The sequence below is a fragment of the Streptomyces sp. NPDC053750 genome (genome assembly GCF_044544295.1).
In the GTDB taxonomy this organism is placed as follows: domain Bacteria; phylum Actinomycetota; class Actinomycetes; order Streptomycetales; family Streptomycetaceae; genus Streptomyces.
This window is the reverse complement of sequence record NZ_JBITXB010000020.1, coordinates 25077-48299: the sequence shown is the minus strand read 5'-3', so window position 1 is coordinate 48299 and position 23223 is coordinate 25077. Positions and strand designations below refer to the sequence as shown.

Genomic DNA, 23223 nt, shown 5'->3' with positions numbered 1-23223 from the left:
CTTCACCTGCCTTCCGGGGCTACTTCTTGGTCGTGCCGATGTTGAGGTAGTCGTACTGACCGCTGAAGGCCGCCGTGGACACCAGGTTGGTGAAGGTGGTCGGGCGGTACAGCAGGACCTTGAAGTAGGTCAGCGGGACGAGGGCGGACTGCTCCATCGCACGCTTGTCGATCTGGGCGTACAGCGCGTTGCGCTGGGTGGCGTCCTCGGTGGCGATGGCCTTGCCGAGCATCTCGTTGGTCTGCTTGTCGTTCAGGTACGAGATGTTGGTGTTGCCGGACGCGCCGATCGCTTCACCGTTGAGGATCTGCTGGAGGAAGCCGTAGCCGGACGGCCAGTCGGCACCCCACTGCATCATGTGCAGACCGATGTTCTGCTTCTTGTTGAACTCCGGCACACCGACGTAGTCGGTGAAGTACTTGCCCGACGGGTACTGCTTCAGGCTGGCGTTGATGCCGACCTTCTTCAGCGAGGCGATGATCGCGGTGGCCGCGTCGATCTCCTGCGGGCGGTCGCTGCGCGCCGAGATGTTGGTGGTGATGGCCGTCTTGCCGCAGGCCTGCAGCTGCTCCTTGGCCTTGGCGACGTCGCCCTTGTTGCCGGCGGTCGGGTAGGTGTCCGCCTTCTGGTAGCCGGTGATGTCCGGCGGCAGGACGGTGGTCGCGATGTCACCGCGGATCGGACCGCCCAGGGCGGTCTGCACGGAGACCTTGTCGACGGCGTACTGCACGGCCTTGCGGCACTCGACCTTGTCGAACGGGGCGACCTGGGTGTTGATCGCCATGTAGACGAGGCGGCCACCGTAGGTGTTGTCGGTGTTGGCCTTCAGGTCGGCGTTGTTGACGACCTTCGCCTGCGTCGCGGCCTGGACGCCCGTGCCGCCGAGGTCGATCGCGGTGCCGGCCTGGACGTCCTGGTCGATCGTCTCGGGGTTGACCTTGAGCTTGACGACGATCTTGTCCGGGTACTGCTTGCGCAGCGGGTCCGTCTTCGGGTCCCAGTTCTCGTTGCGGACGAGGACGGCCTGCTTGCCCTCCTCGTAGCTCTCGAACTTGTACGAGCCGGAGGACACGATGTCCTTGACGTAGTCGATGCCCTTGTCCTTGGCCTTGGGCACCGGAGCCGTCTGCGGCGTCGCGACCAGGTAGTCGAACTCCTGGAAGGAACGGTTGAGATGGAAGACGATCGTGGTGTCGTCCGGCGTCTCGATCGACTTCAGGCCCTCGGCGCTCTTGTCCTTGTAGGGGCCCTTGTACTTGTCGCCGCCCTCGAGGAACTGCTGGAAGTAGTTCGGGCCGAGGGAGAGCACGTCACGCGCGAAGTTGGACCGCTCGACGGCGTACTTGACGTCCTTCGAGGTGATCGGGGTGCCGTCCTCGTACTTCAGGCCCGCACGCAGCTTGTACGTCCAGGTCTTGCCGCCGTCGCTCGGCACGCCCTCGCCCTCGGCGAGGTCCGGGACCAGCTTGTTGCCCTCTTCGCCCGCGCCGGGCTGGAAGGTCATCAGCGGGCGGGCGTACAGCCGGCTGAGGTTGTACATGTACGCGTAGTACGTGTTGCCGGGGTCGAAGGAGTCCGGCACGTCCGAGTACTCGTACGTGACCGTCCCACCCTTCTGGGTGGAGGCGTTGACGACACCCTTGGTCGCTGCGTTGGCCTCAGCCGACTTCTTTCCGTTGTTGTCCGAGTTGTCATCGGCCTTGCTGCAAGCCGACAGCAGCAAGCTTGCACTGCCGATGGCCGCGACGGCGGCCAGCGCTGACCTTCGCATGATGGTCTGCTTCCCCTCCATTGTTGGCAAATCCTTGGTGCTCTCGTGGCGGCCGCGGGTCAGCGGCTGCGCGGGTCGAGAGCGTCACGAAGACCGTCGCCGAGCAGGTTGAACGCCAGGACGGTCACGAAGATGGCGAGGCCGGGAACGATCATGTACTGGGGGTCGACCTGGTAGTACTCGACCGCGTCGTTGATCATGCCGCCCCACGAGGCCTGCGGGGGCTGGATGCCGACGCCGAGGAAGCTCAGGGACGCCTCGAAGATGATGTTGGTCGGGATGAGCAGCGTCGAGTAGACGATGATCGGTCCCACGAGGTTCGGCAGCAGCTCCCGGAAGAGGATGTACGGGCCCTTGGCCCCCATCCCTCGCGAGGCGTCGACGAACTCCCGTTCCCGCAGGGCCAGCGTCTGACCCCGGACGATGCGCCCCAGATAGGGCCAGTTGAAGAAGCCGATGACGAAGACCAGCACCACGATGTGCAGCGGCAGGCCCTCCAGTCCGAAGGCGCCGCCCTGCAGGGTCGCCGAGATGGCGATCGCGAACAGCAGGAGGGGGAAGGCCAGGAAGGTGTCCATCAGCCGGCTGATGATCGCGTCGACGCGTCCGCCGTAGTAACCGGCGACGACGCCGAGGATCGCGCCGATCGTGTTGGACAGGATCGTGGCGCCGAAGGCGACGACCAGCGAGACCCAGGAGCCCTCGAGGATGCGGGTGGCGATGTCCCGGCCGAACTTGGGCTCCACACCGAGCGGGTGGTCCCAGCTCATGCCGCCGAAGTCACCTTTGGGCAGCGAGGTGTTGGGGTCGATCAGATCCTGGTTGAGGGCGTTGGGGTCCAGGCCGAAGATCGCCTGGATGGGGCGGGAGAGGATCGCGAGGAGGACCAGCAGGATCACGATGATCCCGCCGGCCATGGCCACCTTGTCCTTCTTGAAGCGGGACCAGGCGATCTGACCCAGGGAACGACCCTCGATCTGCCCCTTGTCGGCACCGACGAGGACAGCCTCGGGCTGTGCCTCGGCTTGCGCCCCGGTGGTCTCGATCGGTGCGGTCACAGTGACCTGACCCCTCTCGCCGGCGGTGACCGGCCTACACCCGCCGTGGATTACGGCTTTGTCGACTTGCTCTCGATCACAGGATCGAACGATCCGTGTCTGTCTCGGGAGTCTTCAGCGTCGTCACGATCACCCGCCAGGTCTGACTGGGAAAGTATGCACAACCGTGATGCAGTGATGTGGATTCCGTTATCCGAACAGTGGGTAACGGCCTGCGAACGAAGGACAGTTGGGACACAACGGCGAAATCGACGATCTTCACGACCTACCGCCGTCGTCTACGCGCGAAGAAATGTGTGCGTGACGTGAAGATCACGGAGTGTCGTCGGTGCGGCGCGGGCGCCTCGACCCGACGCGCCGTCAGAAGCTCCCACGGGCCGGCGGGTAGCCGTACCCGGCGGCGGGTGCCTGGGCGGGGGCCGCGTGGGCCTCACGGTCGTAGAAGGGGCGGGCGTTGGCGCGCAGCCACATGGCGACCGGGTCGTGCGTGTCGGTCATCGCCACCGTCGACACCGGCAGGCCGTCCGGCACCGCGCCGACGGACTGCTGCATCATCCCCCGCACCGCGTCGACGGCCGGCGGCGAAGTGTCGTACACGTCGAGGCCGATGGCGAGATACGGCGCCCCCAGCGCCGGCTGCACCCAGGCCCGGCGCAGGGCGCGGACCGCCGGGGTGCGGTGGGCGTTCTGCGCGAGCAGGGCGTAGAACTGCGGGATTTCGATGGCCGGTTCGGACAGGCGCAGGGGCCCGGCGGGCTGGCGGTCCAGGCCGGAGGCGATGCGGCGCAGATCCAGCCAGGGGATGCCGACGCCGCCGCCGGGGGCGTGCGGGTTGAGCCAGAGGCCGTAGTGGTCCGGGTAGAGGGCGCGGGCCACTTCCAGGCCGTCGACCACCTCGTACGACCGGTTCCAGCCGCTGGCGGACAGCTCCTGGGCGGAGGTGACGCAGGGCGCGTAGCCGTAGCCGTCGACCTCCATGTTCCCGTACTGGGCGTCCGGGGAGCCGGCCTGACCGTGCCACAGCAGCATCCAGACCTGGCCGGAGGTGGGGGTGGCGAGCGCGCGGAGGAGGGCCTCGTAGGCGTCGTAGCGCCCGGGGGTCACCTGGCGCAGCATGTGCTCGACCTGCCCGGTCGTGGTGCCGCTGGCGCTCACGCGTATCGCCCCTTCGAGAAGTTCCCCGGTTGTGAACCCAGCTTAAGGCTCCGCCGGACGGGGGGCGCCTATGAGCTCGGGGGGTGCTGCTTTGTTGCGGCTGCGGCGTCGCTGTGGCTTGTCGCGCCCACGCGGCGGAGCCGCACATGTCACAGCCCCGCGCCCCTGAAGGGGCGCTTCCCTGACCGGGGTTTACAAGTCGCGGTCGTAGAACGGGCGGACATTTGCTCGCATCCAGTCGCAGACCGGGTCCTGGGCCGCCTCCAGGAGGACCAGGTTGACCTGGGTCTTCAGGGGGGCCTTGGCCAGGGCGCGGCCGAGGGCGTCGAGGGGGAGGGTGCGGGCCTCGCCCTCCCAGTGGGTGAGTTCGACGCCGACGAACAGGACCGGGTCGGCGGTCTCGACGGCGGCGAGGCAGCGGCGGGCGGTGCGGACCACGCCGGTGGCGGCGAACTCGGCGGAGGCGGCGGCCAGGAAGTCCACCGGCTCGTCCTGCCAGTCCGGCTCGAACAGGCGGACCCGGCCGCCGGACGCGGGCCCGTCCAGCGGGGTGCGTCCGGCCCGGCACAGCTCGGCGACGGCCGGCGGCGGCAGCGGGATGCCGACCACTCCGTCCGGGTTCACGGCGAGGCCGACCTGCGGGGGCAGGCCGCGGGCGAACTCCGCGGCGGGGGCGATGGTGTACCCCATGTGCGGGCCGGTGACCTGGCGGAGTTGTTCCTCGGAGCTGAACACCGGCACGTAGGCCTGGCCGTCGATCTCCAGGGAGGGCAGGTCGAGGGCGCCGCTGTGCGGGCCGCCGCCGTTCGGCAGCGGTATCCACAGGTGGCTGCGGCCGAGCACCTCCACGATCCGGCCGCCGGCGCCCGGCACGCCGAGGGATGCGGACAGCACCTCCTCCAGCTCGTTGCCGGGCCATCCGCCGTGCGGGTGGGGGTGCGTCTGCGCCGGGAAGTCCATCTGCCTACCGCCTGCCTGGTACCTCTGCTGTGACTGAAAAGGCTAACCCGTTCGGACCCGTGGCCCTACGGTGCGTCACCCCGTGAAGGCGATCCGGCGCAGCGTGTCGGCCGCCGGCCGGTCGAGGAGGATGGCCGAGGTGCAGCCGGCGGGCAGGGTGCCCTCGGTCACGGAGCGCAGCAGGCGGGTGTTGGCGGCGCGGTGCCGCAGGAACGCGTACCGGGAGACGCCGCGGCCGCGCTCGCGCTGGCCGGCCAGGGCCTCGCCGGGGTCGACGTCGAGCAGCAGCAGGTGCAGGGTGCCGTCGCGGCGGCGGGCCTCGCGGGCCAGCCAGCCGCGCACCCACGCCTGCGTGCCGCAGTCGTGCACGACGACGCCCTCGCCGGAGCGCAGGGCGCGGCGCAGCCCGGCGTAGTGGGCGAGGCGGACGAGGGGGCGGTAGAGCGCGTACGGCAGGAAGCGCGGCATGCGGCGGGCCCAGCGGTCGCGGGCGTCCTGGGAGTCGATGCGGGGGCCGCGCACGGTCCGCTTCATCAGCGTGGACTTGCCGCTGCCGGGCAGGCCGGTGATCACCACCAGGTCGCGGGGGCCGAAGAGCAGGGCGTGCGGGCTGCGGCCGCCCCGGGCCCGCAGGTCGCGGACGACGGGTGCGGGCAGTTCGGCGCACGCTCCGGGTGCCGGGACGGCGGGCTGCTTGGGCAGCGCGAGACCCGAGGTGGTGGCGTACGCCGTGGTCCTGTTCACCGTGATCGTCCTCCCCTGGGGCGGTTCACGAGTTCCCATCCCCGTCGAGTGTAAAGAGAAGGTAATGCGCAGGTCTCGCGTTTTCGTTCGCTTACTGCCACAAGCCGGTTACAGATCACGGTCTGCCACGGATCGGCCGGTCGTGCAATGATGGCGGCGCCAACTGCATACCGGCCGTTTGAATCCGCGCGGGAGAGTCCCCGGCCGCGCCGGGGCGCCGAAGGAGCAAGTCCCTCCCTTGAATCTCTCAGGCCCCGTTACCGCGCGGGCGAGGCACATCTGAAAAGCGGGCCGCCGCTCGACGGCTGCCCCACCCAAGGTGCAAGTCCTGATCGCCGTACTCCGGTGGTCATGGCGAACCTCTCAGGTTCCGATGACAGATGGGGAGGATCGACCTCGCCCGTCCTGTTCCCTGGGAGACGACCGACCGATGAGCAGTACTGAACTCCGCCATACCGCGCTCGATGCCACGCATCGTGCGCTGGGCGCGACGATGACCGACTTCGCCGGCTGGGACATGCCCCTGCGCTACGGCTCCGAGCGCGACGAGCACGTCGCGGTGCGCACCCGGGCGGGTCTCTTCGACCTCTCGCACATGGGTGAGATCACGGTCACCGGGCCGCAGGCCGCCGACCTGCTGAACTACGCCCTGGTCGGCAACATCGGCAGCGTGAAGCCGGGCCGGGCCCGCTACACCATGATCTGCCGGGAGGACGGCGGCATCCTGGACGACCTGATCGTCTACCGCTTGGGCGAGGCCGAGTACATGGTCGTCGCCAACGCCTCCAACGCCCAGGTCGTGCTCGACGCGCTGACCGAGCGGGCCGTCGGCTTCGACGCCGAGGTGCGCGACGACCGGGACGCGTACGCGCTGCTGGCGGTGCAGGGTCCGGAGTCCCCGGGCATCCTCGCCTCGCTCACCGACGCCGACCTGGACGGCCTGAAGTACTACGCCGGCCTGCCCGGCACGGTCGCGGGCGTCCCGGCGCTGATCGCGCGCACCGGCTACACCGGCGAGGACGGCTTCGAGCTGTTCGTGAAGCCGGAGCACGCCGTGGAGCTGTGGCAGGCGCTGACCAAGGCGGGCGAGGGCGCCGGGCTGGTCCCGTGCGGTCTGTCCTGCCGGGACACGCTCCGCCTGGAGGCGGGCATGCCGCTGTACGGGCACGAGCTGACGACCGCGCTGACGCCCTTCGACGCCGGGCTCGGCCGGGTGGTGAAGTTCGAGAAGGAGGGCGACTTCGTCGGGCGCGCGGCGCTGGCCGAGGCTGCTTCCCGGGCCGAGCAGAACCCGCCCCGCGTCCTGGTCGGCCTGGTCGCCGAGGGCCGCCGGGTCCCGCGCGCCGGGTACCAGGTCGTCGCCGGTGGCGAGGTGGTCGGCGAGGTCACCTCCGGCGCGCCGTCCCCGACGCTGGGCAAGCCGATCGCCATGGCGTACGTCGACCCGGCGCACGCGGCCGTGGGCACGCCGGGGGTCGGCGTGGACATCCGGGGCACCCACGAGCCGTACGAGGTCGTGGCGCTGCCGTTCTACAAGCGTCAGAAGTAGACACCGGGCGCTGCGGGGCCCGTGCCGTCCCGCGTGCGCCCTCGCTGCTCACCAGCGGTTTCAGCAGTCCCCCCGTCATCAGCACTCCCCCGCGTACAGGAGAATCCAGGCCATGAGCAACCCCCAGCAGCTGCGCTACAGCAAGGAGCACGAGTGGCTGTCGGACGCCGAGGACGGCGTCTCGACGGTCGGCATCACGGAGCACGCGGCCAACGCGCTCGGTGACGTCGTCTTCGTCCAGCTCCCCCAGGTCGGCGACTCGGTGTCCGCGGGTGAGACCTGCGGCGAACTGGAGTCGACCAAGTCGGTCTCCGACCTGTACTCCCCCGTCTCCGGCGAGATCACCGAGGTCAACGAGGACGTCGTCAACGACCCGTCGCTGGTGAACTCCGCGCCCTTCGAGGGCGGCTGGCTGTTCAAGGTGCGGGTGAGCGAGGAGCCGGGCGACCTGCTCTCCGCCGCCGAGTACACCGAATTCGCCGGCGCCTGAGGAGTCACGGACGCATGTCGCTTCTGAACACCCCCCTGCACGAGCTCGACCCCGACGTCGCGGCCGCCGTCGACGCCGAGCTGGACCGCCAGCAGTCCACCCTCGAGATGATCGCCTCCGAGAACTTCGCGCCGGTCGCGGTCATGGAGGCCCAGGGCTCGGTCCTCACCAACAAGTACGCCGAGGGCTACCCCGGCCGCCGCTACTACGGCGGCTGCGAGCACGTCGACGTGGTCGAGCAGATCGCCATCGACCGGGTCAAGGCGCTCTTCGGCGCCGAGCACGCCAACGTGCAGCCGCACTCGGGCGCCCAGGCCAACGCGGCCGCGATGTTCGCGCTGCTCAAGCCGGGCGACACGATCATGGGTCTGAACCTCGCCCACGGCGGACACCTGACCCACGGCATGAAGATCAACTTCTCCGGCAAGCTCTACAACGTCGTCGCCTACCACGTCGGCGACGACGGCCAGGTCGACATGGCCGAGGTGGAGCGCCTCGCCAAGGAGAACAAGCCGAAGCTGATCGTGGCCGGCTGGTCGGCGTACCCGCGCCGGCTGGACTTCGCCGCGTTCCGCAAGGTCGCGGACGAGGTCGGCGCGTACCTCATGGTCGACATGGCGCACTTCGCCGGTCTGGTCGCGGCGGGCCTGCACCCGAACCCGGTCCCGCACGCCCACGTCGTCACCACGACCACCCACAAGACGCTGGGCGGCCCGCGCGGCGGTGTGATCCTCTCCACGGCCGAGCTGGCCAAGAAGATCAACTCCGCCGTCTTCCCCGGTCAGCAGGGTGGCCCGCTGGAGCACGTGGTCGCCGCCAAGGCCGTCGCCTTCAAGGTCGCCGCGAGCGAGGACTTCAAGGAGCGCCAGGGCCGTACGCTGGAGGGTGCCCGCATCCTCGCCGAGCGCCTGGTGCGGGACGACGCGAAGGCGGCGGGCGTCTCCGTCCTGACCGGCGGCACGGACGTCCACCTGGTCCTGGTCGACCTGCGCGACTCCGAGCTGGACGGCCAGCAGGCCGAGGACCGCCTCCACGAGGTGGGCATCACGGTCAACCGCAACGCCGTCCCCAACGACCCGCGTCCGCCGATGGTGACCTCCGGTCTGCGCATCGGTACGCCGGCCCTGGCGACCCGCGGCTTCACCGCCGAGGACTTCGCCGAGGTCGCGGACGTGATCGCCGAGGCGCTGAAGCCGTCGTACGACGCGGAGGCCCTCAAGGCCCGGGTGAAGGCCCTGGCCGACAAGCACCCGCTGTACCCGGGTCTGAACAACAAGTAGACACCGAAGCGTGTGTCCGGGGCGCCGTGCCCGCCACAAGCGAGCCCGGCGCCCCACCCCGAAGCATCACCCTCTGCACCACCCCCGTTCTGAGGAGTCCCCCGTGGCCATCTCGGTCTTCGACCTGTTCTCGATCGGCATCGGGCCGTCGAGCTCGCACACGGTCGGCCCGATGCGCGCGGCCCGCATGTTCGCCCGCCGCCTGCGCAACGAGGAGGTGCTGGGCTCCGTCGACTCGGTCCGGGCCGAGCTGTACGGCTCGCTCGGCGCCACCGGCCACGGCCACGGCACGCCCAAGGCGGTGCTGCTCGGCCTGGAGGGCGACTCGCCGCGCACGGTGGACGTGGAGACGGCCGACGACCGCGTCGAGGCGATCAGGTCGTCGGGCCGCATCAGCCTCCTCGGCGAGCACGAGATCGCCTTCTCCTACGACGACGACATGGTCCTGCACCGCCGCAAGGCCCTCCCGTACCACGCCAACGGCATGACCCTGTGGGCGTACGACGCGCAGGGCACGGAAGTGCTGACCAAGACCTACTACTCGGTCGGCGGCGGCTTCGTCGTCGACGAGGACGCGGTGGGCGCCGACCGCATCGTGCTCGACGACACCGTGCTGAAGTACCCCTTCCGCACCGGCGACGAGCTGCTGCGCCTGGCCCGCGAGACGGGCCTGTCCATCTCCGCCCTGATGCTGGAGAACGAGCGGGCCTGGCGCGACGAGGACGAGATCCGCGCGGGCCTGCTGGAGATCTGGCGCGTGATGCGGGCTTGCGTGGACCGCGGCATGTCCCGCGAGGGCATCCTGCCGGGCGGTCTGAAGGTCCGCCGCCGCGCCGCGACCACCGCGCGCAAGCTGCGCTCCGAGGGCGACCCGCAGGCCCTGGCGATGGAGTGGATCACCCTCTACGCCATGGCCGTGAACGAGGAGAACGCGGCCGGCGGCCGGGTCGTCACCGCCCCCACGAACGGCGCCGCGGGCATCATCCCGGCGGTTCTGCACTACTACATGAACTTCGTGCCGGGCGCCGACGAGGAGGGCGTGGTCCGCTTCCTGCTCGCGGCCGGCGCGATCGGCATGCTCTTCAAGGAGAACGCCTCCATCTCCGGCGCCGAGGTCGGCTGCCAGGGCGAGGTCGGCTCCGCCTGCTCCATGGCGGCCGGTGCCCTCGCCGAGGTGCTGGGCGGCACGCCGGAGCAGGTGGAGAACGCCGCCGAGATCGGCATGGAGCACAACCTCGGCCTGACCTGCGACCCGGTGGGCGGCCTCGTCCAGATCCCGTGCATCGAGCGCAACGGCATGGCCGCGGTGAAGGCCGTCACGGCGGCGCGGATGGCGATGCGGGGCGACGGCTCGCACAAGGTGTCCCTCGACAAGGTCATCAAGACCATGAAGGACACCGGCGCGGACATGTCGGTGAAGTACAAGGAGACGGCGCGGGGCGGGTTGGCGGTCAACATCATCGAGTGCTGACCGGCGGGCCCGGGCGCTCGGGGGCGCGGCGCGGGTGTCTCACATGGTGACACCCGCTTTCCGAAAAACAAGACGGCTGAGATCGTTGCGCTACCCATGTATCGCACGTGAAAGACCGAGCAATGCCCGCACCAGCACACGGTTCAGCCCAGACCCCCGTCAATCCCCGGTCGCGGGTCCTCATCGCCAGCCTCATGGGCACGACGATCGAGTTCTACGACTTCTACATCTACGCGACCGCCGCCGTCCTGGTCTTCCCGAAGCTCTTCTTCCCGAGCAGCGACCCGACCACGGCACTGCTGTCGTCCTTCGCCGTCTTCGGCGCCGCGATGGTCGCCCGGCCGATCGGCGCCGTCTTCTTCGGACACCTAGGTGACCGGCTCGGCCGCAAGAAGACGCTGGTCGTCTCGCTCCTCACCATGGGCATCGCCACCTTCCTCATCGGCGTACTGCCCACCTACGCACAGGCCGGCTGGATCGCCACCGCACTGCTCGTGCTGATGCGGCTCGCGCAGGGCTTCGCGCTCGGCGGCGAGTGGAGCGGGGCCGCGCTGGTCGCGACCGAGAACGCGCCCCGCGGCAAGCGCGCCCTGTACGGGACCTTCCCGCAGCTGGGCGCCCCGCTCGGCTTCATCATCGGCAACGGCCTGTTCCTGATCATCGGGGCGCTGCTGCCGTCCGCCGCCGGCGCCGACCCCACGCAGCCGTCCGAGGCCTTCGCGAGCTGGGGCTGGCGCATCCCGTTCCTGTTCTCCGCCGTGATGGTCGCGATCGGCCTGTGGGTGCGCTCGCGGCTCGTCGAGTCGGAGGTGTTCACCAAGACGCAGGAGACCGGGAAGGTGCGCAAGCTGCCGCTGGCCACCGTGGTCCAGGGCCACTGGAAGCAGCTGATCCTCGGCACGTTCATCATGCTGGCGACGTACGTGCTCTTCTACCTGATGACCACGTTCTCGCTGAGCTACGGCCGCACCGCCGAGGACGCCGACGTGCCCGGGCTCGGCTACAGCTACACCACCTTCGTCCTGATGATGATCTTCGGTGTGCTCTTCTTCGCCGTCTTCACCCTGGTCTCCGGCCCGCTCGCCGACAGGTACGGGCGGCGCACCACCCTGATCTGGATCACCGCCGCGATCGTGGTCTTCGGCCTGGTCTGGGTGCCGCTGATCGACCTGGGCACGCTCGGCGTGGTGCTGTGGCTGGTGCTCGGCTTCACACTGATGGGCATGACGTTCGGCCCGATGGGCGCGCTGCTGCCGGAGCTCTTCCCGACCAGCGTGCGCTACACCGGATCCGGCATCTCGTACAACGTCAGCTCGATCCTCGGCGCGGCCGTCGCCCCGTTCATAGCGGTGGCGCTGTGGGAGGCCGGTGACGGCTCGCCGTGGCTGGTCGGCATCTACCTCTCCGCGATGGCGGTGCTGACGCTGATCGCGCTCCTCCTCGGCAAGGAGACCAAGGACGTCTCCCTGGACGAGGGCGAGGGCGAGGCCGCCTCCGCCGACGAGAGCCCCCGGGCGGCCGCGGTCACCACCTCCGCCCCCTGATCCGACCGGCGTCCACCACCGCCGTACGCCGAGCGCCCCCGCGCCCGGCGTACGGCCGCCCGTCCGCTCCCGGTGGCTCAGATGCCGCAGGTGGGAGCCGACCAGTACGGCGACGGGTCGAAGGCGACGTGGGTGTGGTCGTTGTGGCCGGGGTAGCCCGGGCCGAGGATCTCCGAGAAGCCGTGGGTCCGGGACTGCTGCGCGAGCCGGCAGAGGCTGGGCGATCCGGTGAGGTCGGCGGCGTCGCCGTAGAGGTGGCGGCTGGTGGCAGAGCCGCCGACCGCGTTGTTGCAGGCGCGGGAGCGGAAGCCGCTGGAGACGGTGATCGGGACGTCACCGAGGGCGTGCCGCATCGCCTCCAGCTTCCACATGGTCTTCAGCGCGTTCGACTTGGCCGTGGCCGCGGAGACCGCGCCGCCGGACCAGTCGGAGTTGCACTTGTTGAGCTCGGCGTAGCTGAAGTGCACAGGCGTGCAGTCCGCGTCCTGGAGGGCGTAGATCTTGCTGAAGGTCGCGGGGCCGGCGACCCCGTCCGCGCCCAGTCCGTACGCGGCCTGGAACTTCTTGACGGCGGCGGCCGTCCGCGCGCCGTACTGGCCGTCGTAGGAGAGCCGCTCACCGGAGGTCACCCAGCCGGCGACCCGGATCTGGAGCTGGGTCACATCGCTGCCCGAGGATCCCTGGGACAGGGTGCGGTTCCAGGTGTAGCAGGAGTCGGCGTGCGCGGCGCCGGCGGTGACACCCACCCCGGCCAGCGCACCAGCCATGAGCATGACAAACGAGAGCAGCAGACGTGACGCGCGTCTGAACATCCCGGCCTCCCGACCGTTGAGTCGACCACAACTGGAGCCCAGGGTGCGGCACCGCGCTACGCGCGTCAATGGCGCCCCGGGGAAGGGAAGTCGACGTTTCCGCATCCGGCGGGGATCTCCCGTGTCATGGTGGGAACAACCAATTCCGCACCAACTCCCCTCCCCCCACTGCCTTTCAGGGAGTCCCCATGCTGCGCGGCATCGACGTGAGCGCGTACCAGTCATCCACTTACGACACGGACGGCCTCTCCTTCGTCTTCGTCAAGGCGACGGAGGGCCGTTCGTACGTCAATCCGAAGCTCGCGGCCCAGACGGAGCGGGCCCGCGACGCCGGCCTCGTCGTCGGCTTCTACCACTTCCTGTGGCCGGGCAACCTCACCGCCCAGGCCGAGTACTTCGTCTCCAAGGCGCCCGAGAGAAAGGGTGACATCCTCGCCGTCGACTGGGAGACGACGGGCGAGGGCACCCACGCGAGCAACGCGGAGAAGGACAGCTTCATCAGGAAGGTACGGGAGCTGCGGCCGGACAACAGGGTGATCCTCTATGCGAACAGGCATTTCTGGTTGAACGTGGACACCACCTCGTACGCGGGTGACGGCCTCTGGATCGCCGACTACGTGTCGGCCGGAAAGCCCCGCATCCAGGCCACGTGGCGCTTCCACCAGTACACCGACGACCCACTGGACAAGAACGTCGCTGCTTTCGAGAGCACGGCGGCGCTGAAGAAGTGGGCCGGCAACGCGTGATCGGCCTACGCTGCTGCGGGCGGCCTCCGCTCCGTCCGCAGCGGCTTCGCCGGGGGGTCTGACAAATACGCGTTCAGCAAACGGAAAGTACGACACTCGGGGGGCAGCGCTTCATACCAGCTCAACCCGTGGAAGTTGCAGCGGCTGCAGAGCAGGCCGCGTACACAGGTTCCGCAGCTTCGCCTACCGGGGCAACATGCGTGGTCATGGTCGATATGCATGGCCGATTCAGCCAGCCCCGGCGTCCCGCAGATGGCACACTTGTTCCCCTGCACAAGGAGAACCCGCGTCAGAAACTCTTTGGTCACATTGTAATGCCCTAGACGAACACGCTCCGCATTACATGGCTTGCAATAGGGCCGCCGAGCGCCCGACGCGTTGAGCGGCGAAAACTCCGAGATCGGCTTGTACTCACGGCATTGGAGACACTCGATGATTCCGCGCTCAACCATCTCCTGAACGGCACCGTTGGCTCTCTTCTTCCGCAACGGCGAAAGCGGCTGCCCGTGATACTGCTGCTGATAGTGCCCCTTGCAGAGCCCCGTCGCAGACGCTGCATTCACACAGTCGCGGAAATCACATCTCCTGCCTACCGCTGTCGCCCTTGCGGGATTGATAGGGGCCAGCACGCCGCGCCTCCTGATCTGCGCGTAGTGCGTCTTGCACAAGCCCTTCGTCAGCGGATAGCAGTCGGAGGCCCGGTCACAGGCCCACCCGTTTCCCCCAGCGCGACATGTCTTCATTTCCCCTCCAACAGCCCGCATGTTTTCACCCTCGCAGAGATGTAACGAAGAAGGCGAACACACGTAACGCCACCGACCAAACTGTCGATTTGCCCGGTTCTCCCGGTGTGCACACACAAGAGGGGGCGCCCGCCCGGTGACCGGACGGGCGCCCCCTCGCGGCGTCGCTACTTGTTCAGGTGCGCCCAGAACTCGTCGAACGACAGCACCTTGTCGCCGTCCAGGTCGCGGCCGGCGATGATCGCCTCGGCCACCGACTCGGTGACGTTCCAGTCGCCGCCCTGGGCCAGCGCGGTCTTGAACTCGGCCGCGGTGATGAAGCCGTCACCGTCCGTGTCGATCCGCTCGAACTGCTTGCGTGCTTCCTCGATGTCCGCCACCGATCCGCCCCTCATTCCGTGCTCTGTTCGTGCGCTGGTCACCCCAGCGGACGCGTCTGACGCAGGTCAGATTAGCTGCCCGTCCGTTCCCGCAGCGCGGCGACCACCCATGCGAACTCCTCCCGGTGCTCCGGCTGGGGCCCCGCGCCCCGCACCCTGGCCGTCAACTCCCGGTAGCGGGCCACCCGGGGATCGAAGGCCGCCTGCAGCCGTTCCCGTACGGCCGCCCGGTCGGCGTCGCCCAGCAGGTCCCGCAGCACGGGCTCGGCCTCCGGCGACCCGGGAGCGACGCCGCGCTCCAGGGCCCGCCCCGCCAGCTGCACGAGCCGCCGGGCGAACCACATCGACGCCCCTTCGGGCGCACCGGCCCCGCGGTCGGCGGCGTTGAACTCGGCCGCCGCGCGCATGTGGGCCCGGAAGGCGGGGTCCTGGACCAGCTCGGCCAGTTCCACCCAGGCGTCGACCTGCTCGGGCGTCGGACCGTCGGGCAGGTCGACGGCGAAGGTCCGCATCCGCTCGCGGATTTCGGGGTCGACGGTGTCCAGTCCGTGGAACATCTCGTCCACGAACTCCTGCATGATCCGCCGTCGTTCGGCGGCGGACAGTCGCGCCAGTCTGTTCATCAGGGTCGTCTCCTCGGCGGTCGAACCGCGTCGCGCCACGGTCGACAGCACCGCACGGGTCACCCGCAGGGACCTGATCTGCGCGTCCAGCGCGCTCACGTGCGCCGCCGCGACCTGCGCGACGGTCTCCTCGCCGGCCAGGACGCGGCGTACGGCGTCCAGGCCGAGGCCGAGTTCGCGCAGGGTGCGGATCAGCTCCAGGCGGGCGACGGATGCGGCGTCGTAGAGCCGGTAGCCGCCCGCGGAGCGGGTCACCGGGGGCAGGGCGCCCTCGTCGGACCAGTAGCGGATGGTGCGCACGGTGAGTCCGGTGGTCCGCGCCAGTTCGCCGATGGTCATGAGTCCGGTGCCGTCGTCGGTCATGCCTCGGAGTCTGGACCTTCCAGCGGGTGGAGACTCAAGAAGCCCGGTGGCCGTCGGCCGTCAGTGCCAGGGCTTGTAGTGCGGGTTGCTCTCGCACTCGCTCATGATCTCGGTCTTGGTCTGCCGGTCGACCGGGCAGACGCCGATGACGTACTGACGCTGGATGCCGCCGGGGAAGGCGACCTCGACCTGGTCGGCCCACCTGTGGGTGTCGCCGATGGTCTTGTTGACGTCGATGCCGCCGGGGGCGTCGATGTAGTAGTTGTAGCCGGACTTGTACCAGGTCTTGTACAGGTCGTGGTCGTAGGTCGTCGAGACGAAGGGCGAGGGCTGGTTGACCAGGACGTACTTCTCGATGTCGTACTGCCCGTTCTGGACGTCCTTGGCGTGGAAGCCCTCCTCGAAGACGACCTGCGGGCCCCGGCTGTCGCTGCGGTAGAGGGTGCCGCAGGTGGTGCGCCAGACCGGCTCGGGGGTGATGCGGTCGACGTCGACCCCGGGGTCGGCGGCGGCCTTGAGCTTGTCGTCGAACTGGGGGCAGGAGGGGGCGGCCTTGGCCGGAGCCGTCGTCGGGACCGCCGCTCCCGGGACCGTGGCGGCCGAGGTGGCGAAGACGGCGGAGAGGGACAGGACGGCGGCAGCGGCGCGTCGCCGCAGGCGAGTGGTGATCATGCGGGTACGATCCCGGCTTCGCGGCGCCGGGCCGGGGACCTTCACCCGTAGGTGGCGTGTCCGCCGAACGACCTTGCCTGCAACGGCGGATGAGACCTCAGCGGTCCAGGACCCGCAGCTCGAACCACGTCGTCTTCCCGCGCGGCAGCAGGTCGACGCCCCACCGGTCGGACAGCTTGTCGACGAGGAAGAGGCCGCGCCCGCTGATGTCCGTGACCTGCACCGGCATCAGACACGGCAGCCCGCGGGAGGGGTCACGGACCTCGACGCGGATCCAGCCGGGTCGGCGGCGCATGTGGAGGCCGAAGACCCGGGCGCCGGTGTGCCGTACGGCGTTGCCCACCAGCTCGGAGACGAGCAGGACGGTGTCCTCGGTGATTTTGGGGCCGAGGTTCCACTGGCGCAGGGCCACAACCTGGGCCAGTCGGCGTGCGGTGGCGGCGGACTCGGGGCGGGACGGTAACGGAACCTCGCTCTCCGTGGGGTTGCCGAACAACTCCAGCGCCTTGAGCGCGCGTTCGTCCTCGAACGCCGGCGACCAGCGCGCCGCGGTCGCACGTCCGGCTCCCCGCGGCTGTTCCCTGCCTTCCAGCCCCGCCATGCCCCCATCATGGCCGCCGCCGAGGGCCTCCGGGGCCGTTCCCGGGGAATACGCCCCCGCAACGCCCCGGTTCGACCACGGTCGACCGGCATGTGCCGCGGGCAGTTCGGAGCCCGTGAAAGCCCCTCTGACCTGCGCGGACGGCTCGTCCGGCGACAAGCGCCGGCTCCCTCGACAAGCTGCCCCCAAGGGTGCGTCGAGGCGGCCATGAACCGCCCCTTCGAGGGACCCGGGCTGGACACCGCGTCAAGGGCAAGTACCTCGGGCCGACTTCACAGGAATTTCGCCTTGCCGGGGCCCTCTTCCACGAAGCTGCGCATTCCGCGTTCGCGGTCCTCGGTGGCGAACAGTCCCGCGAACCAGTTCCGTTCGACGGCGAGGCCGGTCTCGATGTCCGTCTCCAGGCCGGTGTCGATGGCCTCCTTCGCCGCGCGCAGCGCGATCGCGGGCCCCTTGGCGAGCCGGGCGGCCCAGGCGTGCGCCTGCTCGTAGACCTCGGCGGCCGGCACCACCCGGTCCACCAGGCCGAGCGTCAGCGCCTCGTCGGCCTTCACCTGACGGCCCGTGAAGATCAGGTCCTTGGCCTTGGAGGGGCCGACCAGCCGGGACAGCCGCTGGGTGCCGCCGGCGCCCGGGATCAGGCCGAGGAGGATCTCGGGCTGGCCCAGCTTGGCGTTCTCCCCGGCGATGCGGAAGTCGGCGCAGAGCGCGAGTTCGCAGCCGCCGCCGAGCGCGTATCCGGTCACCGCGGCGACCACGGGCTTGGGGATGCGGGCCACCGCCGTGAAGGAGTCCTGCAGGGCGCGGGCGCGCGCGATCATCGCCGCGTGGTCCATCACCTGCATCTCCTTGATGTCCGCACCCGCCGCGAACACCTTCTCGCCGCCGTGGATCACCACGGCGCGCACGTCGTCGCGCCGCGTGACCTCCTCGGCGAGCTCCTTCAGCCGGTCCTGCGTGGCGATGTCCAGCGCGTTCATGGGCGGGCGGTCCAGGCGCAGCGTGCCGACGCCGTCCGCGACTTCGAGATGTACGGTCATGCTCCGCAGGTTAGCGGGCGTTCACGACATCGGCCCCGGTGCCGTACCTCACATCGAGGGCACCGGGGCCGATCGTCGTACTGCCGGCGGAAGGGTCAGGCCTTCCACTTCTCCCAGGACATGTTCCAGCCGTTGAGGCCGTTGTCCGGGGCGATGGTCGCGTCGTTGGAGTTCTTCACCACGACCACGTCGCCGATGAGCGAGTTCTCGAAGAACCAGGCGGCCGGCGCCTTCTCGTCCCAGCCGCCGCGCACGTCGCGCAGGCCGATGCAGCCGTGGCTGGCGTTGCGGTTGCCGAAGGCGTCGCCGCCCCAGTAGTTGCCGTGGATGAAGGTGCCGGAGGTGGACAGGCGCATGGCGTGCGGGACGTCCTTGATGTCGTACTCGCCGCCGTAGCCGACCGTCTCACCGTTCATGCGGGTCACGGCGAGCCGCTCGGTGATGACCATCTGGCCGTTCCAGGTCTCGTAGCCGGGCGCGCCGGTGGTGACCGGGATGGTCTTGATGGTCTTGCCGTCCCGCACGACCGACATCGTGAGCTTCTTGGCGTCGACGACGGAGACCTGGCTGCGGCCGATGGTGAAGGAGACGGTCTTGGCCTGCTTGCCGTAGACGCCGTCGCGGCCCTCGACGCCGTCGAGGTTGAGGTCGACGGTGACCTTGGTGCCGGCCTTCCAGTACTTCTCCGGGCGGAAGTCGAGGCGGTCGTTGCCGAACCAGTGGCCCTCGACCTCGACGGCCGGCTCGGTCTTGATGGTGATGGCCTTCTCGACGTCCTCCGGGTGGGTGATGCCCCGGGTGAAGCGGATCGAGAACGGCATGCCGACGCCGACCTTCGAACCGTCCTCGGGTGTGAAGGTGCCGGTGAAGGTGTTCTTCGGCGTCAGGGTGGTGAAGCGGGAGTCCTCGGCGGCCGTGCGGCCCTCGGAGTCCTTGGCGACCGCGTGCACGGTGTACGTGGTGGCGGCGGCCAGGTGGGTGGACGGCGTCCAGGTGGCGCCGTCCCCGGATATCTTCCCGTCGACCTTCGCGCCCTCGGCGTCCTTGACCACGACCTCGGTCAGCTTGCCCTTGGCGGCGGCGACCTTGAGGGCGCCGCTGGTGTCGACGGCCTTGGCCCCGTTCTGGGGGGCGATGGTGACGACGGCCTCGGACTGCTTGCTCTGCGCCGCGGTGGAGTCCTTGGCGTTCTTGCCGCCGTCGCCCCCGGTTCCGCCCTCCGAGCCGGACCCGCCCCCGCCGCACGCGGTCACTGTCAGCAGTACGCCCAGTGCCAGTGCCGACAGCGCCCTGCCGCGTCCCCTGCCGCCCCGCCCCCGGATGCCCGCCGGTGACGCCCCCGATATCGGACGCACGTTCAAGTTGTCTCCCCTCGCCGGGCCTGGTCCGGCCCGCGCCCCAGTGCGCCTGCGCGCACCGGCGCATCGTAACCGCAGGCCAGGGGCACAGGGGACAGCGGAATTGTCACTGTTCCGTACCGAGTTGGCGGCCCGGGCGGGGAGCACCCCGTGTCACTTCACGGCGCTGCCCGCCTTCCACGCCTTCCAGCTCATGTTCCAGCCACTGAGCCCGTTGTCGGGAGCCACCGTCCGGTCCTTGCTGTGGACCACCTCGACGACGTCGCCGATCAGGCTGCGGTCGAAGAACCAGCCCCCCGGGGTGTCGGAACCGCCGCCCTTGTCGTCGCGCAGTCCGATGCAGCCGTGGCTGACGTTGGCCCGGCCGAAGGTGTCGACGGGCGCCCAGTAGTTGCCGTGCAGGAAGGTGCCGGAGCTGGTCAGGCGGATGGCGTGCGGGACGTCCGGGATGTCGTACTCGCCACCGAAGCCGACCGTGCGGCTGTTCATGCGGGTGACGTCGAGCAGCTCGGTGATGACCATCTTGCCGTTGTAGGTGGGGGTCTTCGGCGCTCCGGCGGTGATCGGCACGGTGGCCAGCAGCGTGCCGTCCCGGCGCACCTCCATGGTCCGCTCGGCCGCGTCGACGCGGGAGACCTGACTGCGGCCGACGGTGAAGGAGATCGTCTTGTGCTGGAGCCCGTAGACCCCCGGCGCGCCCTCGACGTCCCGCAGTCTCAGCGCGACGGTGACCTCGGTGCCGGGCTTCCAGTACTCCTCGGGGCGGAAGTCGAGGCGGTCCTTGCCGAACCAGTGGGGGCGGATCTCGGTGGCGGGCCTCGCGGTCACCGAGACGGCGCGTTCGACGGCGGCACGGTCGGTGATCTCCCGGTTGAACTCCAGCGAGACGATCATGCCGGTGCCGACGACCGAGCGGTTCTCCGGCGCGACGTACCCGATGAAACGCTGGTCGGGGACGTGGGTCGTGAAGGTGGCGTGCCGGGCGGAACGGCGCCCGTGGCCGTCGAGGGCGACCGCGTCGACGGTGTACTTCGCGGCCAGCGCCAGCCGCTTGTCGTCGGGCAGCCAGCGCAGACCGTCGTCGGAGATCCGGCCGGGTACCGGGGTCTCCTGCGCGTCCTGCGACTTGACGACCTTGACCGATTCCAGCCGCCCGTCGGGCACCCGGACCGACAGTCTTCGCTCCGGCCGGACGGCCTTGCTGCCGTCGTCCGGGGTGATGCGGATGACGTCCTCGGCCGCGGCGGGTTTGCCGAACGCCCCGCCGATCCCGCCGCCGATGCCGCCGCCGTCCGAGGTGCATCCGGCGGCTCCGGCCAGCAGTCCTGCCCATGTCAGTACGGCGGCCAGAGCGGCCCCCGCGCGCCGTGCGCGCCCATGTACGTGCCTCACATCCACCCGTAACGACCGGTCGGCCCTGGGGAAACGTGAGTGCGAGCCATGCGGTGGGCAGAACAGTGGGGAGGACGACGCGACGGGGTGCGGCGGTCGGGACACCGTGCGCCCTTTTTCCCGTCTTCGCCACGTCGTTCCACGAGCCGCAGGAGGCTGACAGGTGTCCAGCGCAGCCGAGCAGGAGGCGGTGGCCGCAGAGCAGGCCGCCGAGGACGGGCGCCCCGCCGTCGTGGTGAACGGCGCGCGGCGTGCCGCGTCACCGCCCGCCGTGCCGGCGTGGCCGGGCACACCGGTGCCGCTGGGCGCCCGGTTCCGGACCGGCCCGGACCAGGTGGCGGGGACGAACTTCGCGCTGTGGGCGGGTGGGGCGGAGGCGGTGGAGCTCTGCCTCTTCGACGCACGAGGTGTGGAGAGCCGGGTGCGGCTGACCGAGCTGACGCACGAGATCTGGCACGGCTTCGTGCCGGGTGTGCGGCCCGGGCAGCGCTACGGCTACCGGGTGCACGGCCGCTGGGACCCGTGGACCGGCGCCCGCTGGAATCCGGCGAAGCTGCTGCTCGACCCGTACGCGCGCGCGGTGGACGGCGACTTCGGGCTGCCGCCCGAGGTGTACGGGCACGTCCGGGACTGGCCCGAGCAGCATGTGGCCGACACGGTGCGCGACGACCGGGACTCGGCGCCGTACGTCCCCAAGGGCGTCGTCGTCCACGACGACGACGACTGGGCGGACGACCACCGGCCCAAGACGCCGTGGGCGGACTCCGTCATCTACGAGCTGCACGTGCGCGGCTTCACCAAACGGCACCCCGGCATCCCCGAGGAGCTGCGCGGCACCTACGCCGGTCTGGCGCATCCGGCGGCGATCGAGCATCTGACGCGGCTGGGCGTGACGGCGGTGGAGCTGCTGCCGGTGCACCAGTTCGCGCACGAGGACCATCTGCTGAAGCGCGGCCTGCGGAACTACTGGGGTTACAACTCGATCGGCTACTTCGCCCCGCACGCCGCGTACGCCGCCTCCGGCACCACCGGTGAGCAGGTCGGCGAGTTCAAGCGGATGGTCCGCGCACTGCACGCGGCCGGCATCGAGGTGATCCTCGACGTGGTCTACAACCACACGGCGGAGGCCGGTGAGCTGGGCCCGACGCTCTCCCTGAAGGGCATCGACAACCGCGGCTACTACCGCCTCCAGCCGGACGCACGCCGGTACGCCGACTACACGGGCTGCGGCAACACGCTCCACGTCGTCCAGCCGCACGTGCTGCGCCTGATCACCGACTCGCTGCGGTACTGGGTGACGGAGATGGGCGTGGACGGCTTCCGCTTCGACCTGGCGGCGGCGCTGGCCCGCTCGATGCACGACGTCGACATGCTGTCCCCGTTCCTCGCGGTGATCGCGCAGGATCCGGTGCTGCGCCGGGTGAAGCTGATCGCCGAGCCGTGGGACGTCGGCTCGGGCGGCTACCAGGTGGGCGCCTTCCCGCCCCTGTGGACGGAGTGGAACGACCGCTACCGCAACGCCGTACGCGACTTCTGGCGGCACGCGCTCCCCGACGTCCGGGAGATGGGCTACCGCCTGTCGGGCTCCAGCGACCTGTACGCATGGGGCGGCCGCCGGCCGTACGCGTCGGTCAACTTCGTCACCGCGCACGACGGCTTCACGCTCCGGGACCTGGTGTCGTACGAGCGCAAGCACAACGAGGCCAACGGCGAGGGCAACCGGGACGGCACGAACGACAACCGGTCCTGGAACTGCGGCGCGGAGGGCGAGACGGACGACGAGGAGGTACGCGCGCTGCGGCGGCGCCAGCTCCGCAACCTGCTGACCACACTGCTGCTGTCGACCGGCGTGCCGATGCTGGTCGCGGGCGACGAGCTCGGCCGCACCCAGGGCGGCAGCAACAACGCCTACTGCCAGGACAACGAGATCGGCTGGCTGGACTGGAGCCTGCTCGACGACCCGGACTGGCGGTCCCTGTTCGAGCTGACCTCCCGGCTGATCGCGCTGCGCCACCGGCATCCCGTGCTGCGCCGCCGGGCGTTCTTCTCCGGCCGGGCGCACTCCGCCGACGGCCTGCGCGACCTGGCCTGGTTCACGGCCCGGGGCACGGAAATGACCGAGCGGGACTGGTACGCCCCCGCCGCCACCCTCGGCATGTACCTCTCCGGGCGGGACATCCCGGGCCGCGACGAGCGCGGCGCCCCGATCGTCGACGACAGCTTCCTGGCCGTCCTGCACGCCGGGGAGCGACCGGTGCGCTTCGTGCTGCCCAGGGCGCCGTGGGCCGAGCGGTACGAGGTGGTCGTGGACACCAGCCGGGAGAGGCAGGCCGAGGCGCCGGGCGCGTCCCACCGGGCCGGGGAGGCGATCACGGTGCCGGAGCGGTCGGTGCTGCTGCTGAAGGTCGTCGGCTGAGCAATCCTTGTCGGCTGAGCATTCTTTTCAGCTCCGTGAAATCGGCGGGGATCTC

Annotated in this window: 21 protein-coding genes and 1 riboswitch; of the genes, 7 read left to right on the top strand and 14 right to left on the bottom strand. The window is 70.0% G+C overall.

Annotation, left to right across the window (positions count from 1 at the left end; all coding sequences use genetic code 11):
• Positions 1-19 precede the first annotated feature (19 nt).
• The 5 genes from ACIGO6_RS35655 to ACIGO6_RS35635 all read right to left on the bottom strand — a co-directional run bounded on the left by ACIGO6_RS35655 (position 20) and on the right by ACIGO6_RS35635 (position 5688).
• Positions 20-1792 (bottom strand): ABC transporter substrate-binding protein, encoded by a 1773-nt coding sequence (locus ACIGO6_RS35655; protein WP_399883841.1) that lies wholly within the window; start codon positions 1790-1792, stop codon positions 20-22.
• A gap of 38 nt (positions 1793-1830) precedes the next feature.
• Entirely contained in the window at positions 1831-2829 is a 999-nt protein-coding gene (locus tag ACIGO6_RS35650) for an ABC transporter permease (protein WP_399883839.1), read from the bottom strand.
• Positions 2830-3189: 360 nt separating this feature from the next.
• Positions 3190-3984, bottom strand: coding sequence for an enhanced serine sensitivity protein SseB C-terminal domain-containing protein (locus ACIGO6_RS35645; RefSeq protein WP_399883837.1), 795 nt, complete (start codon positions 3982-3984; stop codon positions 3190-3192).
• Positions 3985-4176: 192 nt separating this feature from the next.
• The gene (locus ACIGO6_RS35640; protein ID WP_399883835.1) at positions 4177-4944 is read right to left on the bottom strand and encodes an enhanced serine sensitivity protein SseB; all 768 of its coding nucleotides are present in this window, start codon (positions 4942-4944) and stop codon (positions 4177-4179) included.
• A gap of 75 nt (positions 4945-5019) precedes the next feature.
• The gene (locus tag ACIGO6_RS35635; RefSeq protein ID WP_399883833.1) at positions 5020-5688 is read right to left on the bottom strand and encodes an AAA family ATPase; all 669 of its coding nucleotides are present in this window, start codon (positions 5686-5688) and stop codon (positions 5020-5022) included.
• A gap of 179 nt (positions 5689-5867) precedes the next feature.
• Positions 5868-5961: riboswitch (glycine riboswitch) on the top strand.
• A gap of 157 nt (positions 5962-6118) precedes the next feature.
• Here ACIGO6_RS35635 and gcvT point away from each other — a divergent pair.
• The 5 genes from gcvT (at position 6119) to ACIGO6_RS35610 (ending at position 12022) form a co-directional block, all read left to right on the top strand.
• Complete coding sequence (gene gcvT, locus ACIGO6_RS35630) at positions 6119-7237, top strand: glycine cleavage system aminomethyltransferase GcvT (RefSeq protein ID WP_399883831.1); 1119 nt, start codon at positions 6119-6121, stop codon at positions 7235-7237.
• 112 nt (positions 7238-7349) lie between these two features.
• Entirely contained in the window at positions 7350-7727 is a 378-nt protein-coding gene (gene gcvH, locus ACIGO6_RS35625) for a glycine cleavage system protein GcvH (RefSeq protein WP_399883829.1), read from the top strand.
• A gap of 14 nt (positions 7728-7741) precedes the next feature.
• Positions 7742-9007, top strand: coding sequence for a serine hydroxymethyltransferase (gene glyA, locus ACIGO6_RS35620; RefSeq protein WP_399883827.1), 1266 nt, complete (start codon positions 7742-7744; stop codon positions 9005-9007).
• A 103-nt stretch (positions 9008-9110) separates the two neighbouring features.
• Positions 9111-10478: an L-serine ammonia-lyase gene (locus tag ACIGO6_RS35615; protein WP_399883825.1), complete on the top strand. Its 1368-nt coding sequence runs from the start codon at positions 9111-9113 to the stop codon at positions 10476-10478.
• Positions 10479-10600: 122 nt separating this feature from the next.
• Entirely contained in the window at positions 10601-12022 is a 1422-nt protein-coding gene (locus ACIGO6_RS35610) for an MFS transporter (RefSeq protein ID WP_399883823.1), read from the top strand.
• 77 nt (positions 12023-12099) lie between these two features.
• Here the strand turns inward: ACIGO6_RS35610 and ACIGO6_RS35605 are convergent, their stop codons facing one another.
• Positions 12100-12834, bottom strand: a complete 735-nt coding sequence (locus tag ACIGO6_RS35605) for a D-Ala-D-Ala carboxypeptidase family metallohydrolase (RefSeq protein WP_399883821.1) — start codon at positions 12832-12834, stop codon at positions 12100-12102.
• A gap of 188 nt (positions 12835-13022) precedes the next feature.
• On the opposite strand from ACIGO6_RS35605, the gene ACIGO6_RS35600 reads away from it, so the two are divergent.
• Positions 13023-13580 carry a glycoside hydrolase family 25 protein gene (locus ACIGO6_RS35600; RefSeq protein WP_399883819.1) on the top strand — a complete coding sequence of 186 codons (558 nt, stop codon included), beginning with the start codon at positions 13023-13025 and terminating at the stop codon, positions 13578-13580.
• A 5-nt stretch (positions 13581-13585) separates the two neighbouring features.
• Here the strand turns inward: ACIGO6_RS35600 and ACIGO6_RS35595 are convergent, their stop codons facing one another.
• From ACIGO6_RS35595 to ACIGO6_RS35560, 8 genes are all read right to left on the bottom strand, one after another.
• Positions 13586-14032 carry an endonuclease domain-containing protein gene (locus ACIGO6_RS35595; protein WP_399883957.1) on the bottom strand — a complete coding sequence of 149 codons (447 nt, stop codon included), beginning with the start codon at positions 14030-14032 and terminating at the stop codon, positions 13586-13588.
• A gap of 458 nt (positions 14033-14490) precedes the next feature.
• Positions 14491-14703, bottom strand: coding sequence for an EF-hand domain-containing protein (locus ACIGO6_RS35590; protein WP_043379704.1), 213 nt, complete (start codon positions 14701-14703; stop codon positions 14491-14493).
• A 71-nt stretch (positions 14704-14774) separates the two neighbouring features.
• The gene (locus tag ACIGO6_RS35585) at positions 14775-15689 is read right to left on the bottom strand and encodes a MerR family transcriptional regulator (protein WP_399883816.1); all 915 of its coding nucleotides are present in this window, start codon (positions 15687-15689) and stop codon (positions 14775-14777) included.
• A gap of 60 nt (positions 15690-15749) precedes the next feature.
• Positions 15750-16361, bottom strand: coding sequence for an ADP-ribosyltransferase (locus ACIGO6_RS35580; protein ID WP_399883814.1), 612 nt, complete (start codon positions 16359-16361; stop codon positions 15750-15752).
• A 97-nt stretch (positions 16362-16458) separates the two neighbouring features.
• Positions 16459-16962 carry an ATP-binding protein gene (locus ACIGO6_RS35575; RefSeq protein WP_399883812.1) on the bottom strand — a complete coding sequence of 168 codons (504 nt, stop codon included), beginning with the start codon at positions 16960-16962 and terminating at the stop codon, positions 16459-16461.
• Between the two features lie 272 nt (positions 16963-17234).
• Complete coding sequence (locus tag ACIGO6_RS35570) at positions 17235-18002, bottom strand: enoyl-CoA hydratase/isomerase family protein (RefSeq protein ID WP_399883810.1); 768 nt, start codon at positions 18000-18002, stop codon at positions 17235-17237.
• Between the two features lie 95 nt (positions 18003-18097).
• Entirely contained in the window at positions 18098-19363 is a 1266-nt protein-coding gene (locus tag ACIGO6_RS35565) for an Ig-like domain-containing protein (RefSeq protein WP_399883808.1), read from the bottom strand.
• Positions 19364-19513: 150 nt separating this feature from the next.
• A complete protein-coding gene (locus tag ACIGO6_RS35560; RefSeq protein ID WP_399883806.1) occupies positions 19514-20752 on the bottom strand; it encodes an Ig-like domain-containing protein in 1239 nt (412 codons plus the stop codon).
• Between the two features lie 163 nt (positions 20753-20915).
• Between ACIGO6_RS35560 and glgX the strand changes: the two genes are divergently transcribed.
• Complete coding sequence (gene glgX / locus ACIGO6_RS35555) at positions 20916-23168, top strand: glycogen debranching protein GlgX (RefSeq protein WP_399883804.1); 2253 nt, start codon at positions 20916-20918, stop codon at positions 23166-23168.
• Positions 23169-23223 lie beyond the last annotated feature (55 nt).